The sequence below is a fragment of the Acaryochloris marina S15 genome (assembly GCF_018336915.1).
In the GTDB taxonomy this organism is placed as follows: domain Bacteria; phylum Cyanobacteriota; class Cyanobacteriia; order Thermosynechococcales; family Thermosynechococcaceae; genus Acaryochloris; species Acaryochloris marina_A.
Genome location: NZ_CP064923.1, coordinates 4,080,592 through 4,105,634 on the forward strand (window position 1 = coordinate 4,080,592; position 25,043 = coordinate 4,105,634).

Here is a 25,043-nt window from a genome sequence, read left to right on the forward strand (position 1 = left end):
ATCATTCTTCTGGCACAGTGTCTTGCATTCCTCTTAAGGCTTCACCAAAGAAGGTTTGATCTGCTGAAGGGGATGGCGAAAATAAAGGACGATCTAAAACAAGAGGCTCTGTTCTAGGTTCTAATTCCAATAAATCTCTAATCGGCTCATCCAATGATTCAAATTTCATCTTGCCATTTTGGTTCAAGATAGTCTGGCCGGTCGCATCGACCAGCACAAATTGAGGAACAAATTGCCCGTTGTAATAATACTGAGCCTCAGTAGGCTCGTAGTCCCGTCGAGTATTAATGGCATCTACCATCATGGGCATAAAGTTGAGTTGACGTCTATATTCGGCCTGTAGCTGGGTCAACACCAAGGCATTTTGTTTGCATTCCTGACTATCGTCTGAATAAAACATGATTAGGGTGGGCATTTCCTTCTTCATTGCCGCTGCTAAGTTTACTTTTGGTGGAACCAATGCAGCATTACTGGCATACAGGATAAAGATATTGCCATCGAATTCATCGTCGTTAATACCTGCGATCGCATCTTGAGACATTCCCATCCCAAATCCAAACAGGAACAAAACTAGGACCAACCCACTCATAAAACGTTGACCGATACGACGCCAGCTTGGACGAATACCTACGCCAAAAATCATGATTACAATTCCTCCAACAGCAAACGTACTAACCCGCCCAAGCACCATAGCTTAAAACTGCACTCTACAGTACTTGTAGCATTGCAGCACAAGACAGTGCTGGATAATAATCTTCCAAACACACCTGCTAGTTGAAGTACTAGCCATTTAGATAGCAATAGAATTGACTGAAGTCAGATTATCAAACGACTAACCATCTTTTCTTACTGATCTTTTTTAGTCGGGATGCGCTCATACCCAGGCTTAGTCTTCGTCATTTTTCCCCATAGACCCTTCACATCATTGAGCAGTGCTTCCCCCTTCTCTGCTATCTCCTTGGAGTCAACCTTGGGTGTCTTTGGTGTTGTCGAGTCTGCAGATTTAGATGCCTTATCTTCAGGATTCTCTACTTTAGGCTCAGAAGTTGCTGTAGATGTATCTGGCTCTTTAACTTGTTCCTTCGGCTTATCCTCACCGCCCTTCGACTCTACCTTAGCCACAGGTGTAGACTTCTCACCCACTGCCTTTGTATCGACCTTCGGTGCTGGTGCTGGTGCTGACGTGATTTTAGGAGCAGGAGTCGTTGGGGCTTTAGATTCTGGCTTTGCCTGAGAAGCTGCTGCCTTAGGTGTGGGCTTCACCTCTGCTTTAGCTTTTGGCTTCGCTTCTGTCTTAGGTTTTGCCTTAGATGTCCCAGCCGTGAGAGACTTTGCCGCAGGTCCCTTGGCTTTGGGCTTGGCCTCTGCTTTCGGCGCTGGCTTATCCTTACCCTTGGCTTTAACGTCTGCTTTTGGCTTTTCGTCTTGCTCGCCTACTTTAGGAGCTACCTTCTTCGACTTCGAGCTCTTCTTCTCTGCTGTCTTTGCTTCTTTTGCCTCAGGAGCAAGAGCTTCCACTTCTGGATTTGCTACTGCTGGCACGTTGACGGGCTTACGACCCACTAAGCGTCCTAAGAATTCACAGGTCTTCTCAATGACACCTGGCTTACGCTGAACAAATGTTCCCAGGCCTTTTTGAATCGGTAAGGTGTCCAATACGTCTAGCTGAGAGCAATAATTAACGTCTGCTTTGCCCCGCATCTTCAATAACCGCTGACCATGACTGGCACTGGCCAACAATTCGGGTAACTGGTCTTGCCACTGCCGAAATAATGAGACGGCGGCGATGGCTTCGTCATTCCCCGCTAGTTTGCTCAACGGGGTCTTGCCGCTGGCTAAGATGCCATCAATAATTGCGCCTGCACAGACGGTATCTTCGAGGGAATAACTCCCTTCCCAACCGGAAGCTACTAGCCAAACGGTCCCAGGGTTCTTGGTGGCTAGATAGTTGACGACGGCCTGACGGTTGGTCAAGGAGGCCATGATCACTTTTGAGGCATTACGGACGCTCTCTGAACAACGGGTCCCGTTCGTTGTACTCAAAAATAACCGACGGCCTGCGGTGTTCTCTGGGGTAAATGCTAAGGGAGAGTTGCCAAATTCACAGGATTTTACTTTCCGACCGCCTCGTTCACCTGCCCGGATCCGTTTGTCTTCTTCTACAGCTTCACTGGCTTCTAGTAAGGGTTCAATTTCACTAAAAACTCTGACCGCTTCTGCGCCTGCGTTAATGGCGGCGGCAATGGTGCTGCTGGCTCGCAATACGTCGATGACGACGGCACAGCCAGGGAGACGATTATTGGGAATCTCTTCGGGGGTATGGTAAACGAATAATTTCACGGGATAAAGATGACCTATATCGTTATTTTCTATCGAGTTCTATTTTATGGGGCTTTGTTGCCACTTCTGCAGGGTTTTTACCTTTCTCTGAAGACTAATCAAGCAAAAGGGCAAGCAGGATGTCCTGCTTGCCCTTAATGACTGACTTTAAGGTCTCTGGTGTAGTTTCACTAGAAACTGTCAGGGGGCTTTATTTGGTAAGGGCGTGTAGTTTCTCTCCACGCAGGCCATGCCAAAGGCCACCGCCAACCATCCAAAGAAGTCCAAGAATCAGTTGAAGGGCGGCTGCACCTCCACGGTCTACTCCATGAAAGATGGGAGGGTAGGCTACATCGCAATATTTGATGAAGATGGAGGAGCTAATGCCCATGAATCCAACTGCAGCGACGCTCCAGGAAAGAATGACCTCGCCATTGAGGATTCCTTCGGAGGTGGTCCAACCACCATTTGCGGGTGAGAAGACGGGACGCTTGTTGAAGATGGGGGTAGCTTGACGATAGACGATGTGGAAAATTGCACCGGCTACGTCTAGGGCGCCAACGAGGAAGTGTCCACCGATGACGTCTTCCATGTTGTCGACTGCGGCCATGCCGGCTCCGCTCCAGCCGTTGGGGGTGAATCCGAACAGATAGCCAATCAGGCGAGCAGGATTCAGGTTAGGGCTAATTTGATGAACGGTTTCAGTGTTGATGTCATACATTCCGGTGCCGTAGGCGGCGTTGCCGGCGAAGATTAAGCACGCAACTCCGATGAAGAGTAGGTGATAACCCAGAATGTAGGAGGTGCTCTCAAAGTCTTCCCACTCATAGTGGAAGCCAGCGGAGGTGCTGCCTTCGGGACAGTCGCTCAGACGAGCTTCTCCTCGGAAGGTGTGATACAAACCGGCTGCACAACATACGGCGGCGATGAAAAAGTGCAGGACCCCAATCACGAAGAAGGGGTAGGTGTCGACGATCTCTCCACCGGCACCAACGCCAACCCCAAGGGCGGCGAGGTGGGGCATGAATACCATGCTCTGCTCTGATAGGGGAATGCCGGGCTGATAGCGGGCGACTTCTTGAACGATGAAGGCGCCTGGGACAACACTCATCAAGGCTGCGTGGCACTGATGGGCTCCCAAGAGCATCCCTGATAGGTCGGTCATCCGGACGTTGCCGGCCCACCATTGGTTCTCAAAGTTGCTTAATACGGATGTCGGTAATTCGTTCTGAACGGCGGCTGCCTTACCGCCTCTTCTTCCTCTTGCGAATGCTGTCACAACTGTTTTCCTCTTTTGTCTTCTGTATTCGGAAATAGAAATATTTTTATGTGTACCCCATACCAGAACAATGGCATGGCTCCGACAGGTATAAGTAATGGCTTTTAGAGCTTGAAGTTCTGTCTAACTAAAATGCCTAGAGACTCAACTCAAGCCTAAGCCTAAACACTTTTAACTCAATAATTAGGGTGACAGTAATGACTGAAACAATCGCTCAATCTACTGCCACCCCAATATCAAGAAGAAATCAAAACAAAGCTGATGGTAGTTCCAACAATACTTAGTTTGTTTCGGGAGTTAAGCTTGCTAATGCTTGAGGAATGCGACGGAAGTCGAATCCATAGGAGCGAAGAGCATGGAATAAGTGGCCCTGGAGGCAATAAAAAGCCCAATAGTAGTGGAAATTAGAAATCCAGAAACGAGTTGTATGTCCGCCCTGAGAAGGATCTAAAGTTTCTGCAAAGTAAGGCGTGACATTCAATTTGGCTTCCAAAACGGGGCCAAACAGCTCTACAGGAAATACAACGTCATTTACAGAGCAGAAATACGCTGCATTAAAGCCAGCAAAAGCTAGACCCGCTAAAGCATACCCTAACAATGCTTCGCCATTCTTGATGTATAAGCGATCGGTATATGGCCAAGGCTTAACAAGAATGTGGAAGATACCACCAAAGACATAGAGTGACGCGACAAAGAAATGACCGCCAATCACATCTTCAAGGTTATTAACGAAGTAAGGGTTAAAGCCAGGAGTTGCCCAACCATACTTGAAGAATCTGACTAAATTGAGGTTCGGAGTGATTGCACGGACCTCTCCGGCGACAGGATCATAAATCCCATGGGTACATGCCCAAGTCGCAAACAATAGGCATGCTGCGCCTAAAAAGATGAGATGGTGGCCCAGGATACGTCCCTGAGTTTCAAAGTCATCCCACTCAAAATGGAATCTTCGAGCTCCAGCAAATTCGCTTTCGGATAAAATCTTGGGACCTTTGGTAACCCCATAAAGAGCACCAGCACCAAAGACTGCCGCTGCAATCAGGTGAATCATGCCAATTGCAAAGTAGGGATAGGTATCTACAATGGCGCCTCCAGCAGCAACACCCCAACCAGCGCGGGCTAACTGAGGAAGACAAACTAGATTTTGCTGATAAACAGGTAAGTCTGGATTAAATCGACTTAATTCGTAAATGGTGAATGAACCAGCCCAAAAAGCCATGGAGCCGATTTGGCCATTATGAGCAGCTATAAATTGGCCGCTGTAGTCGGTATAGCGGGAGTTCGACGCCCACCAGCCGTACTCAACGTCAGGTTGTCCATAAGTTTGCATTTAAAAAATTTCCTCCTCTGTTATCGGTGCCACCGTAACTTTATTATCAAACTTAATATCAAAAATACTATCAGACCTCGCCTCTTGCTGTCTGTGGTTTCCAGTTTTTCGTCCGTTTTCTGACTGATCAATTTCAGCTTTGGAGATTTGTCACTCAAGGGATAGACGATTTTTACCTGTTCCCAGAGGTTCCACACTTTTGGAAGAGATTGATCCGAAGAGGTGAAGCCAATTCGTAAAGTAATGTTAAGTTAGAGGCGTTTCGTTACTTTGTTGACGAATAGTTTAAGTAGTGACTTTCTAGCTAACACGACGGGCAGTGCTTGATAAGCAGTGCTTGTACTATTGTTCTCTAAGGTAGATCTCTGTCTCAACTCGACTTTTAAAAACACAATAGTCAGATTAAACATTGACAGAAGTTCAGAGTTTCGCTAGGTTAGAAATCGTCAAAAAAACGTACAGGCCCCCATCGTCTAGAGGCCTAGGACACCTCCCTTTCACGGAGGCGACAGGGATTCGAATTCCCTTGGGGGTATTTCAAAAAAATGTTTTACGGCTCTTCGCTAGTGAAGAGCCGTAAAACATTTTTTATTCTGTCTATCTCAGTAATCTCTGAGTTCCCATTAGGTTCAGGACATTCCCCTATCATTCATGTTTGATGACCACGGGAGATGTCAGGTTCTCTATGAAATTTGTAGAAACTAACGCAAAACTGTTGTTACATTAATAAACGGGGAAGTCTGCAGAAGAGTTATTCTCTGCGCTATCTGATATTCTCCCAGATGCTGTTCAGTATTTCGCTGCAAGCATTTCAGTTCACTTAACTAGCAAACATTGAGGGCGCTTTCTGCAATGCAGGACCAACAGATAATCAATCCAATTTCTCAATCTCAGATCCCTCAAGAGCTGTCTGAGAATGTGATTTTGTCTTCCATGAGTGATCTCTACGATTGGGCAAGACTCTCTAGCCTCTGGCCCTTGATGTATGGAACTGCTTGCTGCTTTATTGAAATTGCAGCCATGATTGGCTCTCGATTCGATTTTGATCGATTTGGTCTGGTACCCCGGTCTAGTCCTCGGCAGGCTGACCTAATCATTACGGCAGGAACCGTAACCATGAAAATGGCACCTGCACTAGTTCGGCTTTATGAACAAATGCCTGATCCAAAATATGTGATTGCTATGGGTGCATGCACCATTACAGGCGGCATGTTCAGCAGTGATTCTACAACTGCTGTACGAGGGGTCGACAAGCTTATTCCTGTGGACGTCTACTTACCTGGCTGCCCACCTCGCCCGGAAGCCGTCATGGATGCCATTGTTAAGCTGCGTAAGAAAATCGCCAATGAGGATGTGCGTGAGCGAGGCAATCTGATGCAGACCCACCGCTATTACAGCACAACCCACCAGATGAAGGTGGTTCCCCCCATTCATACAGGTGTTTATCTGGAAGCTGTTGCTCGTAAGTCTCCTGCTGCAGCTTTGAGTGCAGGTGTAGGCGAAGATATGACACCAACCTTAGTGGCTGAAGCTGAAAAAGAAGAAGCGTAACCCACTGTCTCTGTACAGGACAGAACTTTTAATGTCTGGCACTAAAAGCGCTCGGAACCTCTGCAGGGCATAGCTTATAGCCTGAGTTATTAAAAGTACTAATATACATGGCTTTCATAGTTTTTGTCCTGTACTTAGAACCCACTTCTATAAGTATTAAGCTCCTAAATCCTCTATCCATGCTGATCGCAACTTAAGTCAGCACTACTATTTCGATGAAACATCATGACCAGTGACCTGGAAACTCAGTTGCAGCAGCTTCGGAAAGAGGCAGAAGCTGCAATTATTTCTTCTGACACCCTCGATGCTTTAGAAACGCTTCGGGTTAGCTACCTTGGCAAGAAAGGTCAGCTTTCTCAAATCCTTAAGGGGATGGGCAAACTAGATGCATCGGAACGGCCCAGGATTGGGGGACTAGCTAACCAGGTCAAGGAAGCATTACAACAGGGATTAGAAAAGAAAAAATCTGATCTAAATCAAGCAGCCATTGCGGTTCAACTTGCAGCAGAAACCTTAGATGTGACCATGCCGGGAGCCTACGTTCCTCAAGGGCATGTTCATCCTCTAAATAGCACTATTGATAAAGCATTGGATATCTTTGTGGGCTTGGGGTATACCATTGCCCAAGGTCCAGAGATGGAAACAGACTATTACAATTTCGAAGCCCTGAATACGCCGCCCGATCACCCGGCACGGGATATGCAGGATACGTTTTATCTGCCAGATGGCAATCTGCTGCGCACCCATACTTCTGCGGTTCAAATTCACCATATGGAAGACCATGAACCGCCCATTCGAATTGCGGCTCCTGGGCGCTGTTATCGTCGGGATACGGAAGATGCTACCCATGCTGCAGTGTTTCATCAAATTGAGATTTTAGCGGTTGATAAGGGGCTTACCTTTACGGATCTCAAAGGCACCATCAAAGTCTTTATTGAACAGATGTTTGGAGATGTACCTATTCGGTTTCGAGCTAGCTATTTCCCCTTTACGGAACCCTCTGCTGAGGTCGACGTGCAGTGGAAAGGCCGATGGCTAGAAGTCTTAGGTTGCGGCATGGTTGATCCCAATGTCCTGAAAAACGTGGGCTACGATCCTGAGGTCTATACTGGGTTCGCTGCAGGTTTCGGGGTGGAGCGATTTGCGATGGTCCTTCACCAAATTGATGATATTCGACGGTTATATACCAGCGATTTGCGTTTTTTACGCCAATTCTAGACGCTTCCCATTTGTAGGCAAACTAGTCATTAGCATTTGGGTAGAAGATGCATTTTTTTATCAGGATACTGGGGTGCGATCGCATCTCTAACCCCGTCCATCCGATCTCACCTGGACCTTTGACTAACAGCAAACACGCCCCCAAGCAACGCAGCATCATGGGTGGGGCCAGCCACTCAACGCTCATCTCTGTTTCCAGCCTTCATCATGCCTGCGCCCTCCATTGACCCAGCACAACTCAGGACTGATTTATCCACCCCTTTGAAGATCGGTCCCTTTGCGGTTAACAGTCGGGTATTGCAGTCGCCCTTATCTGGCGTCACGGATTTGGTCTTTCGTCGCTTGGTGCGACGCTATGCCCCCGAATCGATGCTCTACACAGAAATGGTTCATGCCAGCCAGGTCTGCCATGCCCGTGACCTCTCCAAAGTTATGGACGTGGATTTGGATGAGCAGCCGATTAGTGTACAGCTGTTTGATTGCCGTCCCCATTTTCTAGCGGAAGCCGCCCAAATGGCAGTCCAGGAAGGGGCAGATACCATTGATTTGAATATGGGCTGTCCCGTCAATAAAATTACTAAAAAAGGTGGCGGATCTTCGCTTTTGCGAGATCCAGAAACCGCAGAAGCCATCGTTCGGGCAGTTGTAGCTGCTGTTGAGGTGCCCGTGACAGTTAAAACTCGCATTGGCTGGAAGGAGGACGAAATCAATATCCTAGAGTTCGCCCAACGCATGCAGGATGCGGGTGCTCAGATGATTACAGTGCACGGTCGGACACGAGCCCAGGGCTACAATGGTCCCGCTCAGTGGCAGTGGATCAAACAAGTAAAAGAACGACTGTCGATTCCAGTCATTGCCAATGGCGATATTGTGTCTGTGGAGTCGGCGATTGCCTGTCTAGAGACGACAGGGGCAGATGGTGTGATGTGTTCGCGAGGGACATTGGGCTATCCCTATTTGGTGGGAGAGATAGATTATTTCCTCAAAACAGGACAGAAAAAGGCCCCACCTACTATTATTGAGCGCTTGCAATGTGCGCAGGAGCATTTGCAAGGGCTGTGGGAATATAAAGGCATCAAAGGCATTCACCAAGCTCGAAAACATATGACTTGGTACGTAAAGGGGTTTGTTGGTGCTGCCGAATTGCGAGATCGACTCTGTCGGATCAATAGCGTCGAAGAAGGTCTAGAGTTGCTTGACCAAGCCATAGACGGTAATCCCACCCCGCAGGCTTAACCAGGTTCCCTACAATATAAAAATGGACTGCTCCATCAATGAAGCTCCATCCCTCATTCGCAATGCACGGGATTGACGTAGAATTTTTTGATCAAACACAGCGATAGAACATTATGACCAACGACACCCCCATCGCCGCCCAAGATAACCCTCTCCTCATCTGTGAAGGCTTGCCCCCTTTTGACCAAATTGAAGCGGAGCACGTGCTGCCCGCCATCACGCAACTTTTAACCGAGCTAGAGCAGGAATTGCAAGCCCTAGAAACAGACGTCCAACCCACTTGGACTGGATTGGTGGAACCCTTAGAACAGCTCGGCGACCGATTGAGCTGGAGCTGGGGTATTGTTGGACATTTAATGGGGGTCAAAAACTCTCCAGAATTACGGAAAGCCTATGAAGCTGGCCAACCCAAGATCGTGGAATTTATCACTCGCTTGAGCCAGAGTCGCCCTATTTACGAAACCTATAAAAAACTGCAACAGAGTCCAGACTGGTCTCAATTAGATCCGGCTCAACAACGCATCGTTGAGAGTGCGATTCGGGAGGCAGAGCTATCGGGTGTGGGTCTGATTGGAGAGGTCAAAGAGCGATTCAATCAAATTCAGCTGGAATTAGCGACTCTATCGACTCAATTCTCGAACCATGTCTTGGATGCAACCAAAGCATTCAATATTCTACTAACCAATCCCAAGGAAGTGGCAGGCTTACCGCCAAGCTTACTAAGCCTAGCGGCCCAGGCAGCTCGGGCAGTGGGAGAGAAAGACTCCACGCCAGAGCATGGTCCTTGGTTAATGACCCTTGACATTCCCTGTTTTGGCCCATTTATGCAGCATAGCCAGCGCCGCGACTTACGGGAAAAGCTGTATCGAGCCTATATTAGCCGGGCTTCTGAAGGGGAATTTGATAACACTGAGATTATCGATCGAATTCTCAAGCTGCGAAAAGAAGAAGCAAAACTTCTTGGCTTTACAACCTATGCGGAAGCCAGTCTAGCGAGTAAAATGGCCCCCACAGTTTCTGCCGTTGAAACCTTACAGGAGCAACTCCGACAGGCTAGTTTCGATCAAGCTACTGCAGAACTCGAAACCCTCAAAACCTTTGCCAAGGAGCAAGGATCTGAGGAAGATAGCGATCTCAAGCATTGGGATGTCAGTTTCTGGGCCGAGCGCCAGCGAGAAGCCAAGTTTGATATTACTGATGAGCAATTGCGCCCCTATTTCCCCTTACCCCAGGTCTTAGACGGCTTGTTTAATCTGGTCAACCGCCTGTTTGGGGTGACGGTGACCGCTGCCGATGGTCAAGCTCCGGTTTGGCAGGAAGATGTTCGCTATTTTCAAGTCGCCAATGAACAGGGAGAACCTATCGCTCACTTCTACCTGGATCCTTACTCTCGCCCAGCGGAGAAGCGGGGCGGTGCCTGGATGGATGAATGCTTGGGTCGCGCCAAGTTCCATCGGGGTGATACGGTCCAGACTCGCTTACCCGTTGCCTATTTGATTTGTAATCAAACCCCTCCAGTAGATGGTAAACCCAGTTTAATGACCTTCAGAGAGGTGGAAACCCTCTTTCATGAGTTCGGCCATGGCTTGCAGCATATGCTCACTCAGGTGGATTATGCGGGCGCTGCAGGCATCAGTAATGTGGAATGGGATGCGGTCGAACTGCCCAGTCAGTTTATGGAAAACTGGTGCTATGACCGCCAAACCCTGATGGGCATGGCCAAGCACTATGAGACAGGTGAATCATTACCTGAAGAGTATTACCAGAAGCTGCTGGCGGCTCGGACCTATATGAGTGGCAGCACCATGCTGCGGCAGCTCCACTTTGGCATGGTGGATATGGAACTGCACCATAACTACGAGCCCGGTGGTTCTGAGAAAGTGAAACAGGTCCGCGATCGCATTGCCAAAACCACCACCATCTTGCCTCCCTTGCCAGAAGATTCTTTTCTCTGCTCCTTTGGGCACATTTTTGCCGGGGGGTATTCCGCCGGATACTACAGCTACAAATGGGCTGAAGTGCTGAGTGCCGACGCTTTTTCTGCCTTTGAAGAAGCAGGATTAGAGAACGATGCTGCCATTCGAGAGACGGGCCGCCGATTTCGCGATACGGTTCTAGCGTTAGGAGGAAGTCAGCATCCCATGGAAGTCTTCAAATCTTTCAGAGGGCGAGAACCAAGCACTGAAGCGCTGCTTCGCCATAGTGGTCTAAAAGCCGAAGCCTAAATGTATTTGGCCAACATTTAGAACCGATTGCTAAACACAACTGGTCCTGATTTTTGCCACACAAGCCAGTATCATCCAAATTTTCGACATCAGGGATGGGATAGAGCCAAGTAAACATCAGGCCCTATTCCGTCCCTATTTTTTCTCGATCAGGGATAAAATGCTACGGCTACCAGAATAAACAAAAGTAAATGACCAAGAAGCATTAAAATTCATTTAAGCTGCCAACCTCAGCCCCATGGGACTACCTAAATCGGGACTGAACAGTATCACAAAAATATTTTGTGATACCCATTGATATCGAAACTACACAAGATACGAATGTTATCTTGTCCCCATCCTTTGACTTGAGGCCAGTTTCCCTGTCCTTTGACCTAGTACCATCACTGTTGTCTTCTCCAAAGCTCCTATGATGGGCCTTTTGAAAAAATACTGTTATTCCTTGGGAAATGTCTCAGTGTCTTAATCCTGAGTGCTTGCACTCCAATGCCAGTGATAGTTCAACATGTCAACAATGTGGTTGGTCTCTACTCCTAGGCGGGCACTATCGTGCCATTCGATCCCTGGGAACAGGGGGGTTCTCAAATACCTTTTCGGCAATAGATGAGCACTGTTTGCAGTCTCCATGCGTGATCAAGCAGTTTATTCCACCTCAATTAGATCCAAGCCGGGTAGAGAAATCAATCGCCCTTTTTCATCAAGAAGCATCGATATTAAAGGAACTGGGCAATCACCCCCAAATCCCTTCGCTATTGGCTTTCTTAGAACAGGACGGACAGCTTTATCTGATCCAGGAATTTATCGAAGGGCAAGATCTATTTCAAGAAGCCATCGAAAATGGCCCCTTCAGTGAACAGCAGATTCAACAACTGTTTACAGAGCTGTTGCCGATCTTGCAGTTTATTCATGAGCGACAGGTGGTCCACCGAGACATCAAACCCGGCAATATTCTTCGTCAAGAAAATGGCTCCCTGGTACTGATTGATTTTGGGGGGTCCTTACAATTGGAAGGCCAGTTTCGACCCGTCACCGGAACACCTGGCTATGCCTCCCCAGAACAACTCAAGGGCCAAGTAGAAGCAGCTAGCGATTTACATAGCTTGGCAATAACAGCGATGCGCCTCTTGACAGGATATCTTGCCCAAGAAGACTCAGATCCCTTTGCCAATCCGCAACAACGGCATCAAGTCTGGCATCGCCTCAAGGTCAATGTCAGCCCTGAACTAACGCAAATTTTTGATAACCTTCTCCACCCAGACATTCAACAGCGGTATCAATCAGCCATCGAAGTGTGGCAAGCCCTAAGTCCCAATGCGAACCTATCGTCTAGCCCTTCACCCAGTCTTCAGACCCTGTCGTCCCCCCTACAACCCAAAATGACGACCTCTGCATCAACCCCTGTCCTAAAAAGCGATGTAGGGGCAAATTACACCTATTTAAAAGACTTATTAACCCAACAAAATTTCGCTGCTGCTGACCAAGAAACTTGGAATCTGATGCTAAAAATTGCGGGTATGACCACACAAGAAGCGCTCAATATTCAGGTAGTTCAGAATTTTCCTCTCCAAGATCTAAAAACTTTAGATTCTTTGTGGACAGAGTATAGTGGTGGACACTTTGGATTTTCAGCTCAAAGACAAATCTACCAGCGGCTCGGCGGTTCTCAAACGTTAGATTACGCCGTTTGGCAAACATTTGGAAAGCAAATCGGTTGGTTTAGCGAGGAACGATGGCAAGACTATACCAACTTAAAATTCACCCTCAGCGCACCGATCGGTCACTTACCCGCTTGTTTCGCAGATCCTCTTAATCGTCAGGGGGTTGACCGAGGTGTTTGCGGGTGGTGGCGCTTAGGATTTGTAACCCTCATTCACCGCCTGACATCATCAGTGAATGAATAAATCGCGCAGAATCTAAACCCTAAATATCTTGAGCTATTTGCTCTCTGCCATAAAAATTAATTAATTCAATGAACGATTACCTGCTTCTTAGAACTGTTATTTATGCATGAAAGATAGCCCAACTTGGGGTTGATTCAAGGGTGGCATTTTTACAATGGGTATCTCTTCGTTGCATATTCTCTCTGAACATTGGAAAATCACTACAAGGTAAAATTTCACTGCAAATCTTACCCTTAATTTTATAAACTGTTTTTACATTGGTGTATTTAATACATCCTTAAAACCCGAATTTTGGGATGCTTCCTCTGACGGTTAATGCTTGGCTTACATATGAATGAGGCTATTTTGTGATGACACATTCTTCTACTCCCTTGGACATCGATACGGCTGACCAGGAGGATCTTCCTACCCATCAAAACTCATCAAGATCGGCCGATCCGTCCTTTCACATCCAGGACTTAGAGGCCGATGAGCCTACATCTGGCCCCTGGGATATGCAGATGGATGTAAGTGAAGCAGAAGCCAATCGAGGAGAAACGTTAGAAAGTCAGAATTCACATCCTGAAGCCCAAGCAACCGCCACTTCTAGCTGGGCTGCATCCCCCTTGGCAGGCCCTGTGAAGAATAAAGACGCTCCCTTTAAAGCTAAAGCCATATCTCTGGCCTTGGCGGTCAGTATGTTGCCAGTGCTCGCAATCGGAACCGTCACTTACTTTAGTGGGCAACTCGTTCAGCAACAAATTACTCAGGAACGGCAAGCTGGTAAACCAGATCTTCAAGTAACCGAACGCTCTATTCAGCAACAACTCCCTTCCCTATTGATTGGAACAGGAATCACAGCCCTTCTGGCCGGTGCGATCGCAGCTTGGTTAGCCCATCGAGCAACAACTCCTGTACTTAAAGCAGTTCAGGTCTCTGATGAGATGCTTCAGCAAATTCGGCCGGGTATGGTTAAGTCCGGGGAAGCTGAAGCAAATATCTTAAGCCAGCTAGAACATAATATTCGCAGCATCGAAGGCTATATCCCTGCGCTATTGGCCCAGCAAGATGCCGAAATTGAGCAATTACAGATGCTCAAGTACGTCACCAATAAGATTCGCGCCTCACTCAATGAAGATGATGTCCTCAACACCACCGTTGAAGAAGCTCGCAAAATCATCAAGGCCGATCGGGTCATTGTCTATGGGTTTGATGCAGACTGGTATGGCACGGTGATAGCTGAATCCGCTATTCCAGGCATTGCCAAGGCCTTATGGGCCGAAATTAGAGACCCTTGTTTTGCCGAGAACTACGTCGAGAAGTATCGTGCAGGACGAATTCAAGCCATTAATAACGTCCACGAAGCAGGCTTGACCCAATGCCATCTGGCCCAACTAGAGCCCTTTCAAGTGAAAGCCAACTTAGTGGTGCCGATTCTGCGGGAGGACAAGCTATTTGGTTTATTGATTGCCCATCAATGTACCCAACCCCGAGTATGGCAAGAGTCAGAAATCAACTTCTTTGCCCAAGTGGCCTCCCAAGTTGGATTTGCCCTTGAACATTCCCGGCTCCTGGTTCAAGTCGATCAAGCCAATAATAATGCAATGGCTAACACCCAGCAGACGGCTCAAGACTACGAAATGCTACAGCAGAGAATTTCGCAGCTTTCCCTAGAAAGTAATGGCGTGGTCGAACTATTTGGCACAGATGCCAATATGGCGATCACCCATACGCAAGACCAGATGCATGAAATTGCTGAAGCTGCGGATCAAATTCATGTCATCCTCAATGAGATTACCCAAACCCAGGAACAGGTGCAGATTGCCACGCAAGAAAGTCAAACTGGGATGACAAATACCGTGGACCATTTACAGTCTCTATCCAAGTTGGTGGAAACCGTTGACCAATCGGTTCATCCCTTACAGCAACCCACCCAACAACTCGGTGAGCTGATTGATTTAATGGGACATGTGGTGTCCCAAGTCCAGCTACAGGCTATGAATGCAGCCCTTGAAGCGGCTCGATCTGGTGCTGCGGGTCAATCCTTTGCTGAAATTGCCGAAAAGGTACATGGCTTATCTCGGCAGCTGGACGCGACCCTGACGGACGTCAAGCCCTTAGTCAGCCATATTCAAACAACGACTCAATCTGTGGGTCAGGAGATGTCTACGGGAAAAAACACAATTGCGGTGGATACCCAAACATTAGGCAATACCCAAGCGAAGTTGCATGAATTAAATAGCCTGAACCAACGGGTCTTAGATCTCGTGCAGCAAATTGCTGAAGTCACCACGAATCAGGTGGAATTATCGGTGTTAGGTCACAAAACCTTGGATCATCTCGCAAACACTACGCTCAGTGCCACAACACAATCCTCCCAAATTGCAGAAGCCGTTCATCAGCTGATGGCTACGGTCAATAACGATCTCAACTCGGAAGATTCATTGTCAGCCTAGTTCATGACTCTGATAATCCATCCTTTGCTTTGTTCTGCCTTTGGCCCAGTATCATTTTCTCTGGGGCTATTTCATCTAGTCTGCCGATCAGTTCATGACCTATTCAAGGAAGCCAGACATGGCTAATGAGACGCCGCTGCGCGATCCTGCCTATCAACTGTTTTTTCAAGAAGCATTAGAACTTTTACTGCAGATTGACACCACCTTACAAGAGGTTTTGCAAATTCCCAGTAAAACATCCATTGATTTTTTACTGGAGATGGCGCAGATCTTGGATGAGGGAGCCCAATCCCTGGATCTCACTCAGTTAGCCCATCAGGTCCAAACCTTTTCGGGTTTCATGCTCAACTTACAGCAAGATCCCTTGGGGACGACCCCGGGGGATGCAGATCTGCTGAGGCAAGCCTATAAAGGGATGCAAACAGCTTTAGAAGCTTATATTTCTGGCCCACCAGACTTAGACACTTCTTCAGAACTAGATTTTTCTGCCTATGTGCCTGTTTCTTTAGACGTCGCCGAAGATGAGTTAGCTGCCAATGGAAATTTAATGCTGCCAGCAGGGGGAAGCGATGTTACCTCTTTAATCTTGATCTCTGACGTTGCGGAAATTTTAGAGCAGCTCAATCAGGTATTGATCGAGCCCCAGGTCTACGACCTTGCGGCTGAGTTAAAAGCATTAACAGAAGCATTATTGGGTTGGGGAGAAGTCCTGGAGCTGAATGAGCTGACCACGATTGCTCAATCCACCTTGGAAATGTTGGACAGCAATCCCCAATCTGCGATTTCAATTGGTCAATTATCTTTGGCTGGCTTTCGAGCAGCCCATAAAACAGCCTTACAGGCATTGCAGACTGACTCTGTTTCACAGCAGAGTCCAGGGAATCAGCAGCAGAGCTCGGAGATGCTGGATACTCAATCGATACCCACTGCCATGTTGTCCCCCATGGCTGCAGAAATTCCCACTGCTGAGTCATTATCGGCTTCAGATGAGGTGATCTTAAATGCTACCCAATTGTTTGTCTGGCAGCAGGAAAGGCTGCTATTTACAATTCCATCAGAAGCTGTGGCAGAAATCCTAATTCCTAGAGCTGAACAGTTGATGGGCAATGAGCATCAGCGTTGTTTAAGTTGGCAGCAACAATTTATCCCTATTCATCCCTTAGGGCATTTACTCAATCAAGGGGAGAGCCATTGGCCCCGGCTGACCGCAGCGGTATTGCCTGGGAATGGAGTGGGCAGTCCCAAGGTATTTGGGAGTTCTCCCTTCGTTATTATTCATCAGGGGGGGCAGACCCTGGCGTTAGAAGTTGAAATCACCCGATTGGTGACAGAGTCAGAGCTGGTTCTACAAATCCCAGAAGAACAAATCCATTGTCCTTATTTTTCTGGCGAGACGGCTTTGGAGTCAGAGGAGTATGGGGTAGTAGATATTGCCGCCCTGCTCAATGAAATGTTGGATTTAAGTCCGCTGCCAATGCCAAAGGCAGTGCGGCTGTCCAGCCCAGCAGTGTCTGCCAGTCCCAAGCCTAAACGCCCTCAAAGGCTCCGTAAAAAAACGCGATCGCAAACCACAATACTCGTGGTTGATGATTCCAAAATGGTCCGCATGATGGTAACCACGGCGCTACAATCAGCCGGATATGAAGTCCTAGAGGCTGCTGATGGGCAATTAGCCATCGAACAGGTAGAGCGAGCGGATATTCAGCTGATTATCTGTGACGTAGAAATGCCCAATATGAATGGGTTTGAGTTTCTAGAATATCGCTGCCGTCAGCCAGCCATTATGAACCTGCCGGTGGTGATGCTCAGTACCTGCAATAGCAATCAGCATCGACAGTTAGCGACAACCTTGGGCGCTAGTGCCTACCTGGCAAAACCTTATGATGAATCCAATCTCTTAGCCACCCTGCAATCGCTGGTGGGCTAAAATCATCCGCCATTGTTTGAGGGGAATGGCGTTTAGGGATAGATCTAGCTAGACGCTACACAGACTCTATTTCGTGCTCGCCCAAATGAATGCGGAGTTTTTTACTGAACTTAACGAGATAAGGGTAATTGGCGCTCACTTCTCGCCCTTGCCAGTCCTTGATGACTTGAATTAGCTCACCTTCCGTGCCTTTAATATCGAAGGGGTTATTTCGATGTTCAGGATGATGGTAGATAACAACTGATTCTTTGACGCGGACTTGATCGCCTACTTGCATAACTTAGCCGATTACTCTAAACAGGGGCATCAACTGCTTGCGAATCTCTAGAGAGACTGCAGAACAATCTCTTTTAATCTTTGCACAAGATGGACCGTTGCTGATGAAGCAGTTGCAGGACCTTGCTGTAAAAGCAAAACTTTAAAGTCAGCCAAAGCAAGCCCCAATCAACTAATGGAAGCTTAAAGGGATGTAACAGAAGATACTATTATTTTTTGCAAAATGAAGGTTGGTCAGCCTAACTTGTAGGAGCAACCCCCGACACCGCTCCCCTATCGTCCTTGCACCCAAAGGTATCTCATGCTTTCAGTTGCCCAAGCAGAGTCTCTCATTCTCAAGCTTGCTCTACCGCTCACCGATCAAGAAGTCACCTCTCTTCTCAACGCTCAGCAGCGGATTCTGGCCACAGATATTTCCAGTAAACTGGATTTTCCCTATTGGGATAATTCAGCGATGGATGGGTATGCGGTTCGCTACGAAGATCTCAAAACTTGTGGACCTGACACCCCAGCCATCCTTGATGTAGTGACGGAAATACCAGCCGGGACTTGCCCTAATATCTCGTTAGCTCCTGGGCAAGCTGCCCGCATTTTTACTGGGGCCATGCTGCCCCAGGGGGCAGATACAGTGGTGATGCAAGAGAATACGCTCCGACAAGGTGAGCAAGTTCATATCCTGCAATGCCCTCAACCCCAAGCCTTTGTCAGAAAGCGAGGCGCTTACTATCAAGGGGGAACACCGATTTTAAAGCAAGGCATTACTCTAACGCCTCCAGATATTGCCATTTTGGCAACGGTGCAGTGCACAGAGATTCCTGTTTATCGTCGGCCCGTGGTCGCGATTTTATCGACAGGCAATGAGCTCATTGCCCCCGATCAGCCGTTACAGCCCGGACAAATTGTCGATTCCAATCGGTATGCTTTAGCAGCGTTGGTGCAGGCAATGGGAGCGGAAGTGCGACTGGTAGATCCGGTGGGTGACCAAGTTGAGGATTTGAGAACTGCGATCTCAACTACAATTCCCCAGACCGATGTAGTGATTTCCTCCGGGGGAGTCTCGGTTGGGGATTACGATTATGTGGATCAAGTACTGGCTGAGTTAAATGCTGATATTCATATTCGGTCTGTGGCCGTTAAGCCAGGTAAACCTTTAACCTTTGCCACATTTCCTGCTGCAGACGGAAAGCAACCTGTCCTGTATTTTGGTCTACCAGGAAATCCTGTTTCGGCTTTGGTCAGTTTTTGGCGATTTGTGCAGCCCGCCCTCCGCAAAGTATCCGGTCAGGCTGCCAATTGGAGGCCTCAGTTTGTAGAAGCTAGAACCTTACATCCTTTACCAGCAGGCGGCCAGCGAGAAATTTATCTCTGGGGGAAATTGAGCCTGGATTCCGGCCAATATGAATTTGCATTAGCTGGCGGGAGTCATAGCTCTGGTAATCTGATGAATTTGTCTCAAACCAACGGTTTAGTTGTTATTCCTATCGATCATCCGGCAACAGAAGCTGGGGGGGTAGTGTCTGTGATGCAAGTGGAGGCAGCCAACACCTAAACCATTCAAGCAGGCTCGATCAACCATAAAGTAGACCTTTATTAATGCCAAATCCATGACAACCATTGGCATTCTTGGATCCTCAGTCTAAACTGTTGCCTAGCTGGTGCAATGCATTAGGCAATGGGAGAAGCAGCCAGCGACTTTAGTACAAATTGTTTGCAGGAGTGATGGGCATGGCCACTGCCATCAAAATTAAACCCAAAGATCGGGATGCAGTGATTCAGGCCCTGCAAGCGGGCGTGGTTCCACGCAAAGGACAACATTTGATTCAAGTGGGACGGGCTGAAGAAATTAAAGCCATTCTGCGAGATGTCGAACGCATCGCCGAAGGCGGCGCCGCCATCCGCTTCATTATTGGTGAGTACGGCTCGGGTAAAACCTTTTTCATCAATTTGACCCGCACCATTGCTTTAGAGAAAAAGCTGGTGACAGCCCATGCTGACCTAACGCCCGATCGGCGCTTACATGCGTCTAGTGGTCAAGCCCGGTCCCTGTATACCGAACTCATGGCCAACCTATCGACTCGCACCAAACCAGATGGTGGAGCTTTGCCCAGTGTCGTCGAACGATTTGTGACGTCAGCGATGACAGAAGGACGCGATCGCAAGGTCAATCCCGAGGACATTATCCGCGAGCGATTAGCTCATCTCTCGGAATTCGTCGGGGGGTATGACTTTGCCGAAGTAATTGCCGCCTACTGGCGCGGTCATGATAGCGGAGATGATGCCTTGAAAGCCAATGCAGTCCGCTGGCTCCGGGGAGAATTTTCAACCAAAACCGAAGCCCGAACGGCCTTAGGAGTCAGAACCATCGTGGATGATACCAACGTCTACGATCAACTCAAGCTTTTTGCCCAGCTGGTGAAACTAGCGGGATACGACGGCTTTATGATTTGCTTGGATGAGATGGTGAATCTATATAAACTCTCCAACACCCAGGCCCGCAAAAGCAATTACGAACAAATTCTGCGCATCCTCAATGATTGTTTGCAGGGGAATGCTGGGCATTTAGGGTTTATGTTTGGTGGCACTCCTGATTTGCTAATGGATACACGCCGAGGACTCTACAGCTATCCTGCGCTGCAAACGCGCTTGGCAGAGAATAGTTTTGCAGGTGACGGTCTAGTAGATTACAGTGGACCTGTTTTACGCTTAGCGAACCTAAGTCCCGAAGACCTGTACGTGCTGCTGGGCAAAATTCGCCTAGTGTTTGCCGAAGGCAATACGAAGAAATCTCGCCTTCCAGATCAAGGCATCCAGGCATTTATGGCCCATTGCTCAGACTATATTGGCGAAGCGTACTTCCGTACCCCTCGCAATACCATTAAGGCCTTTGTCGATTTATTAGCAGTTCTTGAGCAAAACACCCAAGTATCCTGGAAAGATCTGGTCACTAAAGTCAGCATTGGTACGGACGTCAATGGAGGAGCCAGCCCCAAAGCAGCCTCCAAAAACGGAAAGAAAAGCCAAACCAATGATGATCTAGCTTCTTTCAAGTTGTAAAAATCAGGGCTGTATCGCTTGAGTAACAGCCCTGATTTTTAATAGCGGGTTCCAGCTTTGCGATGATGAACTGCAGTTTTGACGTTAGATTTCAACACTTCACCGTTCTTGACCGTGGCATAGATGACCCAGTGGTCCCCACATTCCATCCGATTAGCCACTTCGCACTCCAAATAAGAGATTGATTCTTTCAGAATAGGACTGCCATTACTAGCAGTATCCGTTTCAAGCCCCTGAAATCGGTCTTCGCCTGGACCAAAAGACTTTAGGAAGTGCTTCATCGTTCGCTGATAGTTATCTTCACCCAAAATATTGAGCACAAACGTACTCTCGTTATGGAGTAAGGACTCAACGGCTCGCTCCTTGGCAACCGCAACCGTAAATCCCGGTGGATTGAAGGTGGCCTGTGAGACCCATGAGGCCAGCATCCCACTCGCAACATCGCCTTGCTTTGCAGTCAGAATACAGAGAGAACCGACAATTCGACCTACAGCCTGTTCCGTAGAAGTGGTTTGGGCTCCTAATTGGGTAGAACTTTGGGGACGAGATTTGGCTTTCTTGGCTTTCTTAATCTTTTGAGCAAAATCAGTGCCCGATTCTTCACAGCTTTTGAGAGTGACATCGGTCGGCTTGAATTTCACCTTAATGGAGTCAAACCCAAAGCTGTAACCTGCATCCCGCAACTTTCCTTCTAATAAATCAATCGCTTCACCACTCCAGCCAAAGGAACCAAAAACCCCCGTGGGCTTCGTTTTGGGAACAGTCGACAGCAGAATTCCTAGGGCCGTTTGAATTTGAGTCGGGGCATGTCCCCCAAGGGTTGGCGAACCAATAATAAAGCCCTCGCAATTGTCGGCAACGGCTTGAATATCCTTGGGGCTAGCCGTTTCACAATTGATCACCTGCACCGCTACCCCTGCCTTGGTAATCCCTCGAGCGATCGCTTGGCCAATAGTGGCAGTATTGCCGTAGGCCGAAGCATAAAGAATCGCCACCGAACTGGTTTTCTTTTTCTGGACCTCACTCCATTGCTGATAGGTACGGGTCAGTTCCTGAACACCATACCGAACAATAGGACCGTGGTTAGGGGCATAGGTGCTGATCGCCAAAGGCGCTAACTTTTCGAGCACGACTTCGACCTGGCGGGCATAGGGGGCTTTCAAACAGTCAAAGTAATAGCGCCGATCTTCCCTCAGTTGAGTAGTGTTGTGGTCAAAGGCATCCTCGCTACAGAGATGAATGCCAAAGAATTTATCGGAAAAGAGCGTTCGAGTGGCAGCATCGTAAGTTAACAAGCTATCGGGATAGCGAGGCGTAGAGGCCCGAACAAACTGCAGTCGGTGCCCTTGTCCTAAATCCAGGGTCTTATCGCTGGCACTACTTCTGACAATCTTGAGATTCAGTTCATAGTCTGGGAGAGCAGATTTGAGGGCCGCTGCACCAGGGTTGGAACAAACGATAGTGACGCTGGGAACCTGATCGAGAAGTCCCTTTAAGGTTTCTGCGCGGTTGGCATTGACATGACCCAGCACCAAATAATCCAGCGTCTGTAAATCAAAGTCAAAATCGTCTAAATCAACAGACTGCTGAGTCACCCACCGGAGTTGATCCCAAAGCCGACCGAATAGTGGTTTAAAGGCAGCACTCGACTGAGCCGATATGGCCTGAAGCTGTTGAAAAAAGATTTCTGTGAAAGAGCCTCCTGGCGGATCGATCAGGGCAGTTTTATCCCCTTTAACGATGTAGGTATTGGCGGTTGTACCTCGTTCAAGAGCATATTCAATTTCAAATCGGAGGCGATTCCAACTGCGCGATCGCAACGCCAATGTCCCCGGTGCGACAGGAACCACCTGTACATCTCTAGCTTTATCGGTTGCAGACTGGGAAGTGGGAGTAAGGGTGGATGGGGTCATGAATCTATCCGTCTAACGGCAAGGAAGAACAAGGTTGAAATTGTGATAAAAACTGCTGAACGGCTTTAGGATCGCGAAGCGTCATCACGGTCTGTGGGGAAGGCAGCGTAGCCAGCGCTTGGACAATTTTGGGGCGATTGTGACTGGGAAAACACCATACGTACCATAGGAACTGCCAGTTGAGTCGCTCGGGACAATGAGGGGCCATGTCAGGTCGAGTTTGACCACGATACTGCCAGATGCGCTTGAGGACATGTACCAGGCATTGCCAGCGAGAAAAATCTAGGAAGATAACCCTATCGGCAACCGGAAGACGCAGATCAAAAGTGCCACTGTAATTGCCGTCTATAATCCAGGCTTCTGATTGGACTAGGGCTTCCACTCGTCGCCGCCAAGCCTGTGGTTCGGTTTCCATCCAACCTGGCTGCCAATATGCTTGGTCTAAATGGATCACTTTCAGGTTGAGAATAGACCCCAACTGCCGAGCTAAGGTAGACTTACCCGCCCCGCAATTTCCAATAATGGCAACCTTTTGCACTCATTTAGCCTCGAAAATACTCGCAACGATCGATAAAGGCCAAATCCCTAATAGTAAGTACCCACCTGTCGATGATGGACTGCTGTGAGGCTATCAGGCTTAGACACCTTACCCACCGTAACCTCGCTATAGACCAACCAATGGTCGCTACATTCCATCCGGCTGATGACTTTACATTCCATATAGGAGAGAGCGTCTGCCAAAATAGGAGACCCATTTTCAGCCGTGCGCGTTTTGACCCCTGCAAATCGATCGGCCCCAGGTGGAAATCGCTTGAGGAAATGACTCATCAAGCTGGCATAATTATCGGCTTCTAAGACATTGATAACAAAGGTATCACCGACCTGCATCAGGGATTCGATCGCCCGATCTTTCGCCACGGCCACTGTAAACCCGAGGGGTTCAAAGCTAGCTTGGGCAACCCAGGAGGCCAGCATGGCCCCGTTCAGATCACCTTTATGGGCCGTAAGAATATAAAGGCCACTGCTAAGACGGCCTAGGGCTTTCTCCAAATCACCATCAATCTCTTTGATCTTCTTGATGTTTTCCTTCAGAGTCAATTTTTGGCCCAGGTCCGTTCCAGATTCTTCACAGGCTTGGTAAATCGCTTCAGTGGGGGTGTCCTTGACCCGAATCGCGCTAAAGGCTTCCTTTGAACCCGTGTCTTTAAACCGAGTCAATAGGGGATCAATGGGCTGATCGTCACCCCCATAGGATTCAAAAACACCAAAAATCTGCTTACTCTTGGCAGCCGCTAAAATCTGGCTAATTGCAGTTTGGGCAACCGTAGCGTAACGGCCTGACGCAGGTGGAGTCGTGACGACAAACGCAGAAACATAGTTGATTAGTTCCTGTACTTCTTGCACATCAGCGACTTTCAAATCCATCATCTCGACGGCGACCCCGGTCTTAGAAATGCCGCGGGCAATCGCTTGGGAGAGGCGATCGCTATAGCCGTAATCGGAGATATAAAAGACCGCTGCTGTTTTCTCTGCTTTGGATTTCTCCTTACTCCACTTGCGATACCGTTCTGTTAGCTCTTGAACATTGTGACGGAGAAGAGGGCCATGGCCAGTCGCAATGGTGTTAATGCCTTCTAGCTTGTCCATCCGCTTCATGGCTCCAAGAACAGAGCGAGCGTTGGGTCCCATCAGACATTCGTAGTAAAACCGATAGTCTGGTGAGAGGGCTTCTAGATTGGCATCAAAGGTATCGTCGGTGCAAAAGTGAGAGCCAAAGGCATCACAGGTATAGAGGATTTGAGTCTTGTGATCGTAGGTGAAGATGGTATCGGGCCAGTGCAAATTGGGGGCATTGAGGAATTCCAAAACATGACCTTGGCCGAGGTCAATTTGATCGCCATTTTTGGCAATCTGGCTGTTGAAGGACTGGTGAACAAGGTTTTCTAAAAAGCTGAGGGCAATTTTGGCGCCGACAACGGTGATATTAGGAGCGAGGGCTAAGACATCTTTAACCAGGCCACTATGGTCAGGCTCGGTGTGGCTAATAACCAGATAATCAATCTCAGCTGGGTCAATTTCACCCTTGAGGAGGCTGAGGTATAGCTCTCGGAACTTCTCATGGGACGTGTCAATCAGGGCGACTTTGTCACCCCGGACTAGATAGGAGTTGTAGGTGGTACCGTTCTGTAACCCGAACTCGATGTCAAAGCGATCACGATCCCAATCCAAGGAGCGCATCACGGTGGTCTCTTCCCCAATCTCAAGGGTTTGCGTGGTTAATCGGTTGTCGGATTGTACGTTGCGATCGCCTAGTGCTACCATCAGCCACCTCCAATGCTATTGCAAATTGTTAAGATATATTGCAATTCTAGCTTAATA

General features: G+C 48.2%; 18 protein-coding genes and 1 tRNA gene. 10 read left to right on the forward strand and 9 right to left on the reverse strand.

Annotated features, from left to right (window positions below; all coding sequences use genetic code 11):
- Position 1: 1 nt before the first annotated feature.
- The 4 genes from I1H34_RS18715 to I1H34_RS18730 form a co-directional block, all read right to left on the reverse strand.
- Complete coding sequence (locus tag I1H34_RS18715; RefSeq protein WP_212662495.1) at positions 2-643, reverse strand: thylakoid membrane photosystem I accumulation factor; 642 nt, start codon at positions 641-643, stop codon at positions 2-4.
- A gap of 203 nt (positions 644-846) precedes the next feature.
- Entirely contained in the window at positions 847-2,340 is a 1,494-nt protein-coding gene (locus I1H34_RS32970; RefSeq protein ID WP_212662496.1) for a 2-phosphosulfolactate phosphatase family protein, read from the reverse strand.
- A 190-nt stretch (positions 2,341-2,530) separates the two neighbouring features.
- Positions 2,531-3,598, reverse strand: coding sequence for a high light inducible protein (locus I1H34_RS18725; RefSeq protein WP_212662497.1), 1,068 nt, complete (start codon positions 3,596-3,598; stop codon positions 2,531-2,533).
- 280 nt (positions 3,599-3,878) lie between these two features.
- Positions 3,879-4,928: a chlorophyll a/b binding light-harvesting protein gene (locus I1H34_RS18730; RefSeq protein ID WP_212662498.1), complete on the reverse strand. Its 1,050-nt coding sequence runs from the start codon at positions 4,926-4,928 to the stop codon at positions 3,879-3,881.
- 462 nt (positions 4,929-5,390) lie between these two features.
- Between I1H34_RS18730 and I1H34_RS18735 the strand changes: the two genes are divergently transcribed.
- From I1H34_RS18735 to pheS, 3 genes are all read left to right on the forward strand, one after another.
- Positions 5,391-5,463, forward strand: a tRNA-Glu gene (locus I1H34_RS18735).
- 317 nt (positions 5,464-5,780) lie between these two features.
- Positions 5,781-6,479, forward strand: coding sequence for an NADH dehydrogenase subunit K (locus tag I1H34_RS18740; protein WP_212662499.1), 699 nt, complete (start codon positions 5,781-5,783; stop codon positions 6,477-6,479).
- 225 nt (positions 6,480-6,704) lie between these two features.
- Entirely contained in the window at positions 6,705-7,697 is a 993-nt protein-coding gene (gene pheS / locus I1H34_RS18745) for a phenylalanine--tRNA ligase subunit alpha (protein ID WP_212662500.1), read from the forward strand.
- A gap of 22 nt (positions 7,698-7,719) precedes the next feature.
- Here the strand turns inward: pheS and I1H34_RS18750 are convergent, their stop codons facing one another.
- Entirely contained in the window at positions 7,720-7,884 is a 165-nt protein-coding gene (locus tag I1H34_RS18750; RefSeq protein ID WP_212662501.1) for a hypothetical protein, read from the reverse strand.
- Positions 7,885-7,904: 20 nt separating this feature from the next.
- On the opposite strand from I1H34_RS18750, the gene dusB reads away from it, so the two are divergent.
- From dusB to I1H34_RS18775, 5 genes are all read left to right on the forward strand, one after another.
- Positions 7,905-8,933 (forward strand): tRNA dihydrouridine synthase DusB, encoded by a 1,029-nt coding sequence (gene dusB / locus I1H34_RS18755; RefSeq protein ID WP_212662502.1) that lies wholly within the window; start codon positions 7,905-7,907, stop codon positions 8,931-8,933.
- Between the two features lie 113 nt (positions 8,934-9,046).
- A complete protein-coding gene (locus tag I1H34_RS18760; RefSeq protein ID WP_212662503.1) occupies positions 9,047-11,158 on the forward strand; it encodes a M3 family metallopeptidase in 2,112 nt (703 codons plus the stop codon).
- A gap of 449 nt (positions 11,159-11,607) precedes the next feature.
- The gene (locus tag I1H34_RS18765; RefSeq protein WP_212662504.1) at positions 11,608-13,059 is read left to right on the forward strand and encodes a serine/threonine-protein kinase; all 1,452 of its coding nucleotides are present in this window, start codon (positions 11,608-11,610) and stop codon (positions 13,057-13,059) included.
- A 350-nt stretch (positions 13,060-13,409) separates the two neighbouring features.
- The gene (locus I1H34_RS18770) at positions 13,410-15,494 is read left to right on the forward strand and encodes a GAF domain-containing protein (protein WP_212662505.1); all 2,085 of its coding nucleotides are present in this window, start codon (positions 13,410-13,412) and stop codon (positions 15,492-15,494) included.
- Between the two features lie 118 nt (positions 15,495-15,612).
- Entirely contained in the window at positions 15,613-17,421 is a 1,809-nt protein-coding gene (locus I1H34_RS18775) for an ATP-binding response regulator (RefSeq protein WP_212662506.1), read from the forward strand.
- Between the two features lie 55 nt (positions 17,422-17,476).
- On the opposite strand, the gene I1H34_RS18780 is transcribed toward I1H34_RS18775, so the two are convergent.
- Positions 17,477-17,698, reverse strand: a complete 222-nt coding sequence (locus I1H34_RS18780) for a ferredoxin-thioredoxin reductase variable chain (RefSeq protein WP_212662507.1) — start codon at positions 17,696-17,698, stop codon at positions 17,477-17,479.
- Between the two features lie 300 nt (positions 17,699-17,998).
- Between I1H34_RS18780 and I1H34_RS18785 the strand changes: the two genes are divergently transcribed.
- Together I1H34_RS18785 and I1H34_RS18790 are read left to right on the forward strand one after the other, a co-directional pair.
- Entirely contained in the window at positions 17,999-19,246 is a 1,248-nt protein-coding gene (locus I1H34_RS18785; RefSeq protein WP_212662508.1) for a molybdopterin molybdotransferase MoeA, read from the forward strand.
- 176 nt (positions 19,247-19,422) lie between these two features.
- Positions 19,423-20,751, forward strand: a complete 1,329-nt coding sequence (locus tag I1H34_RS18790; RefSeq protein ID WP_212662509.1) for an ATP-binding protein — start codon at positions 19,423-19,425, stop codon at positions 20,749-20,751.
- Between the two features lie 38 nt (positions 20,752-20,789).
- Here I1H34_RS18790 and I1H34_RS18795 read toward each other — a convergent pair whose 3' ends face one another.
- From I1H34_RS18795 to I1H34_RS18805, 3 genes are read right to left on the reverse strand one after another with little or no spacing between them, the layout of a single operon-like run.
- Entirely contained in the window at positions 20,790-22,664 is a 1,875-nt protein-coding gene (locus tag I1H34_RS18795; protein WP_212662510.1) for a diflavin flavoprotein, read from the reverse strand.
- Positions 22,665-22,668: 4 nt separating this feature from the next.
- Positions 22,669-23,202 carry a DNA topology modulation protein gene (locus tag I1H34_RS18800; RefSeq protein ID WP_212662511.1) on the reverse strand — a complete coding sequence of 178 codons (534 nt, stop codon included), beginning with the start codon at positions 23,200-23,202 and terminating at the stop codon, positions 22,669-22,671.
- A 47-nt stretch (positions 23,203-23,249) separates the two neighbouring features.
- The gene (locus I1H34_RS18805) at positions 23,250-24,986 is read right to left on the reverse strand and encodes a diflavin flavoprotein (RefSeq protein WP_212662512.1); all 1,737 of its coding nucleotides are present in this window, start codon (positions 24,984-24,986) and stop codon (positions 23,250-23,252) included.
- Positions 24,987-25,043 lie beyond the last annotated feature (57 nt).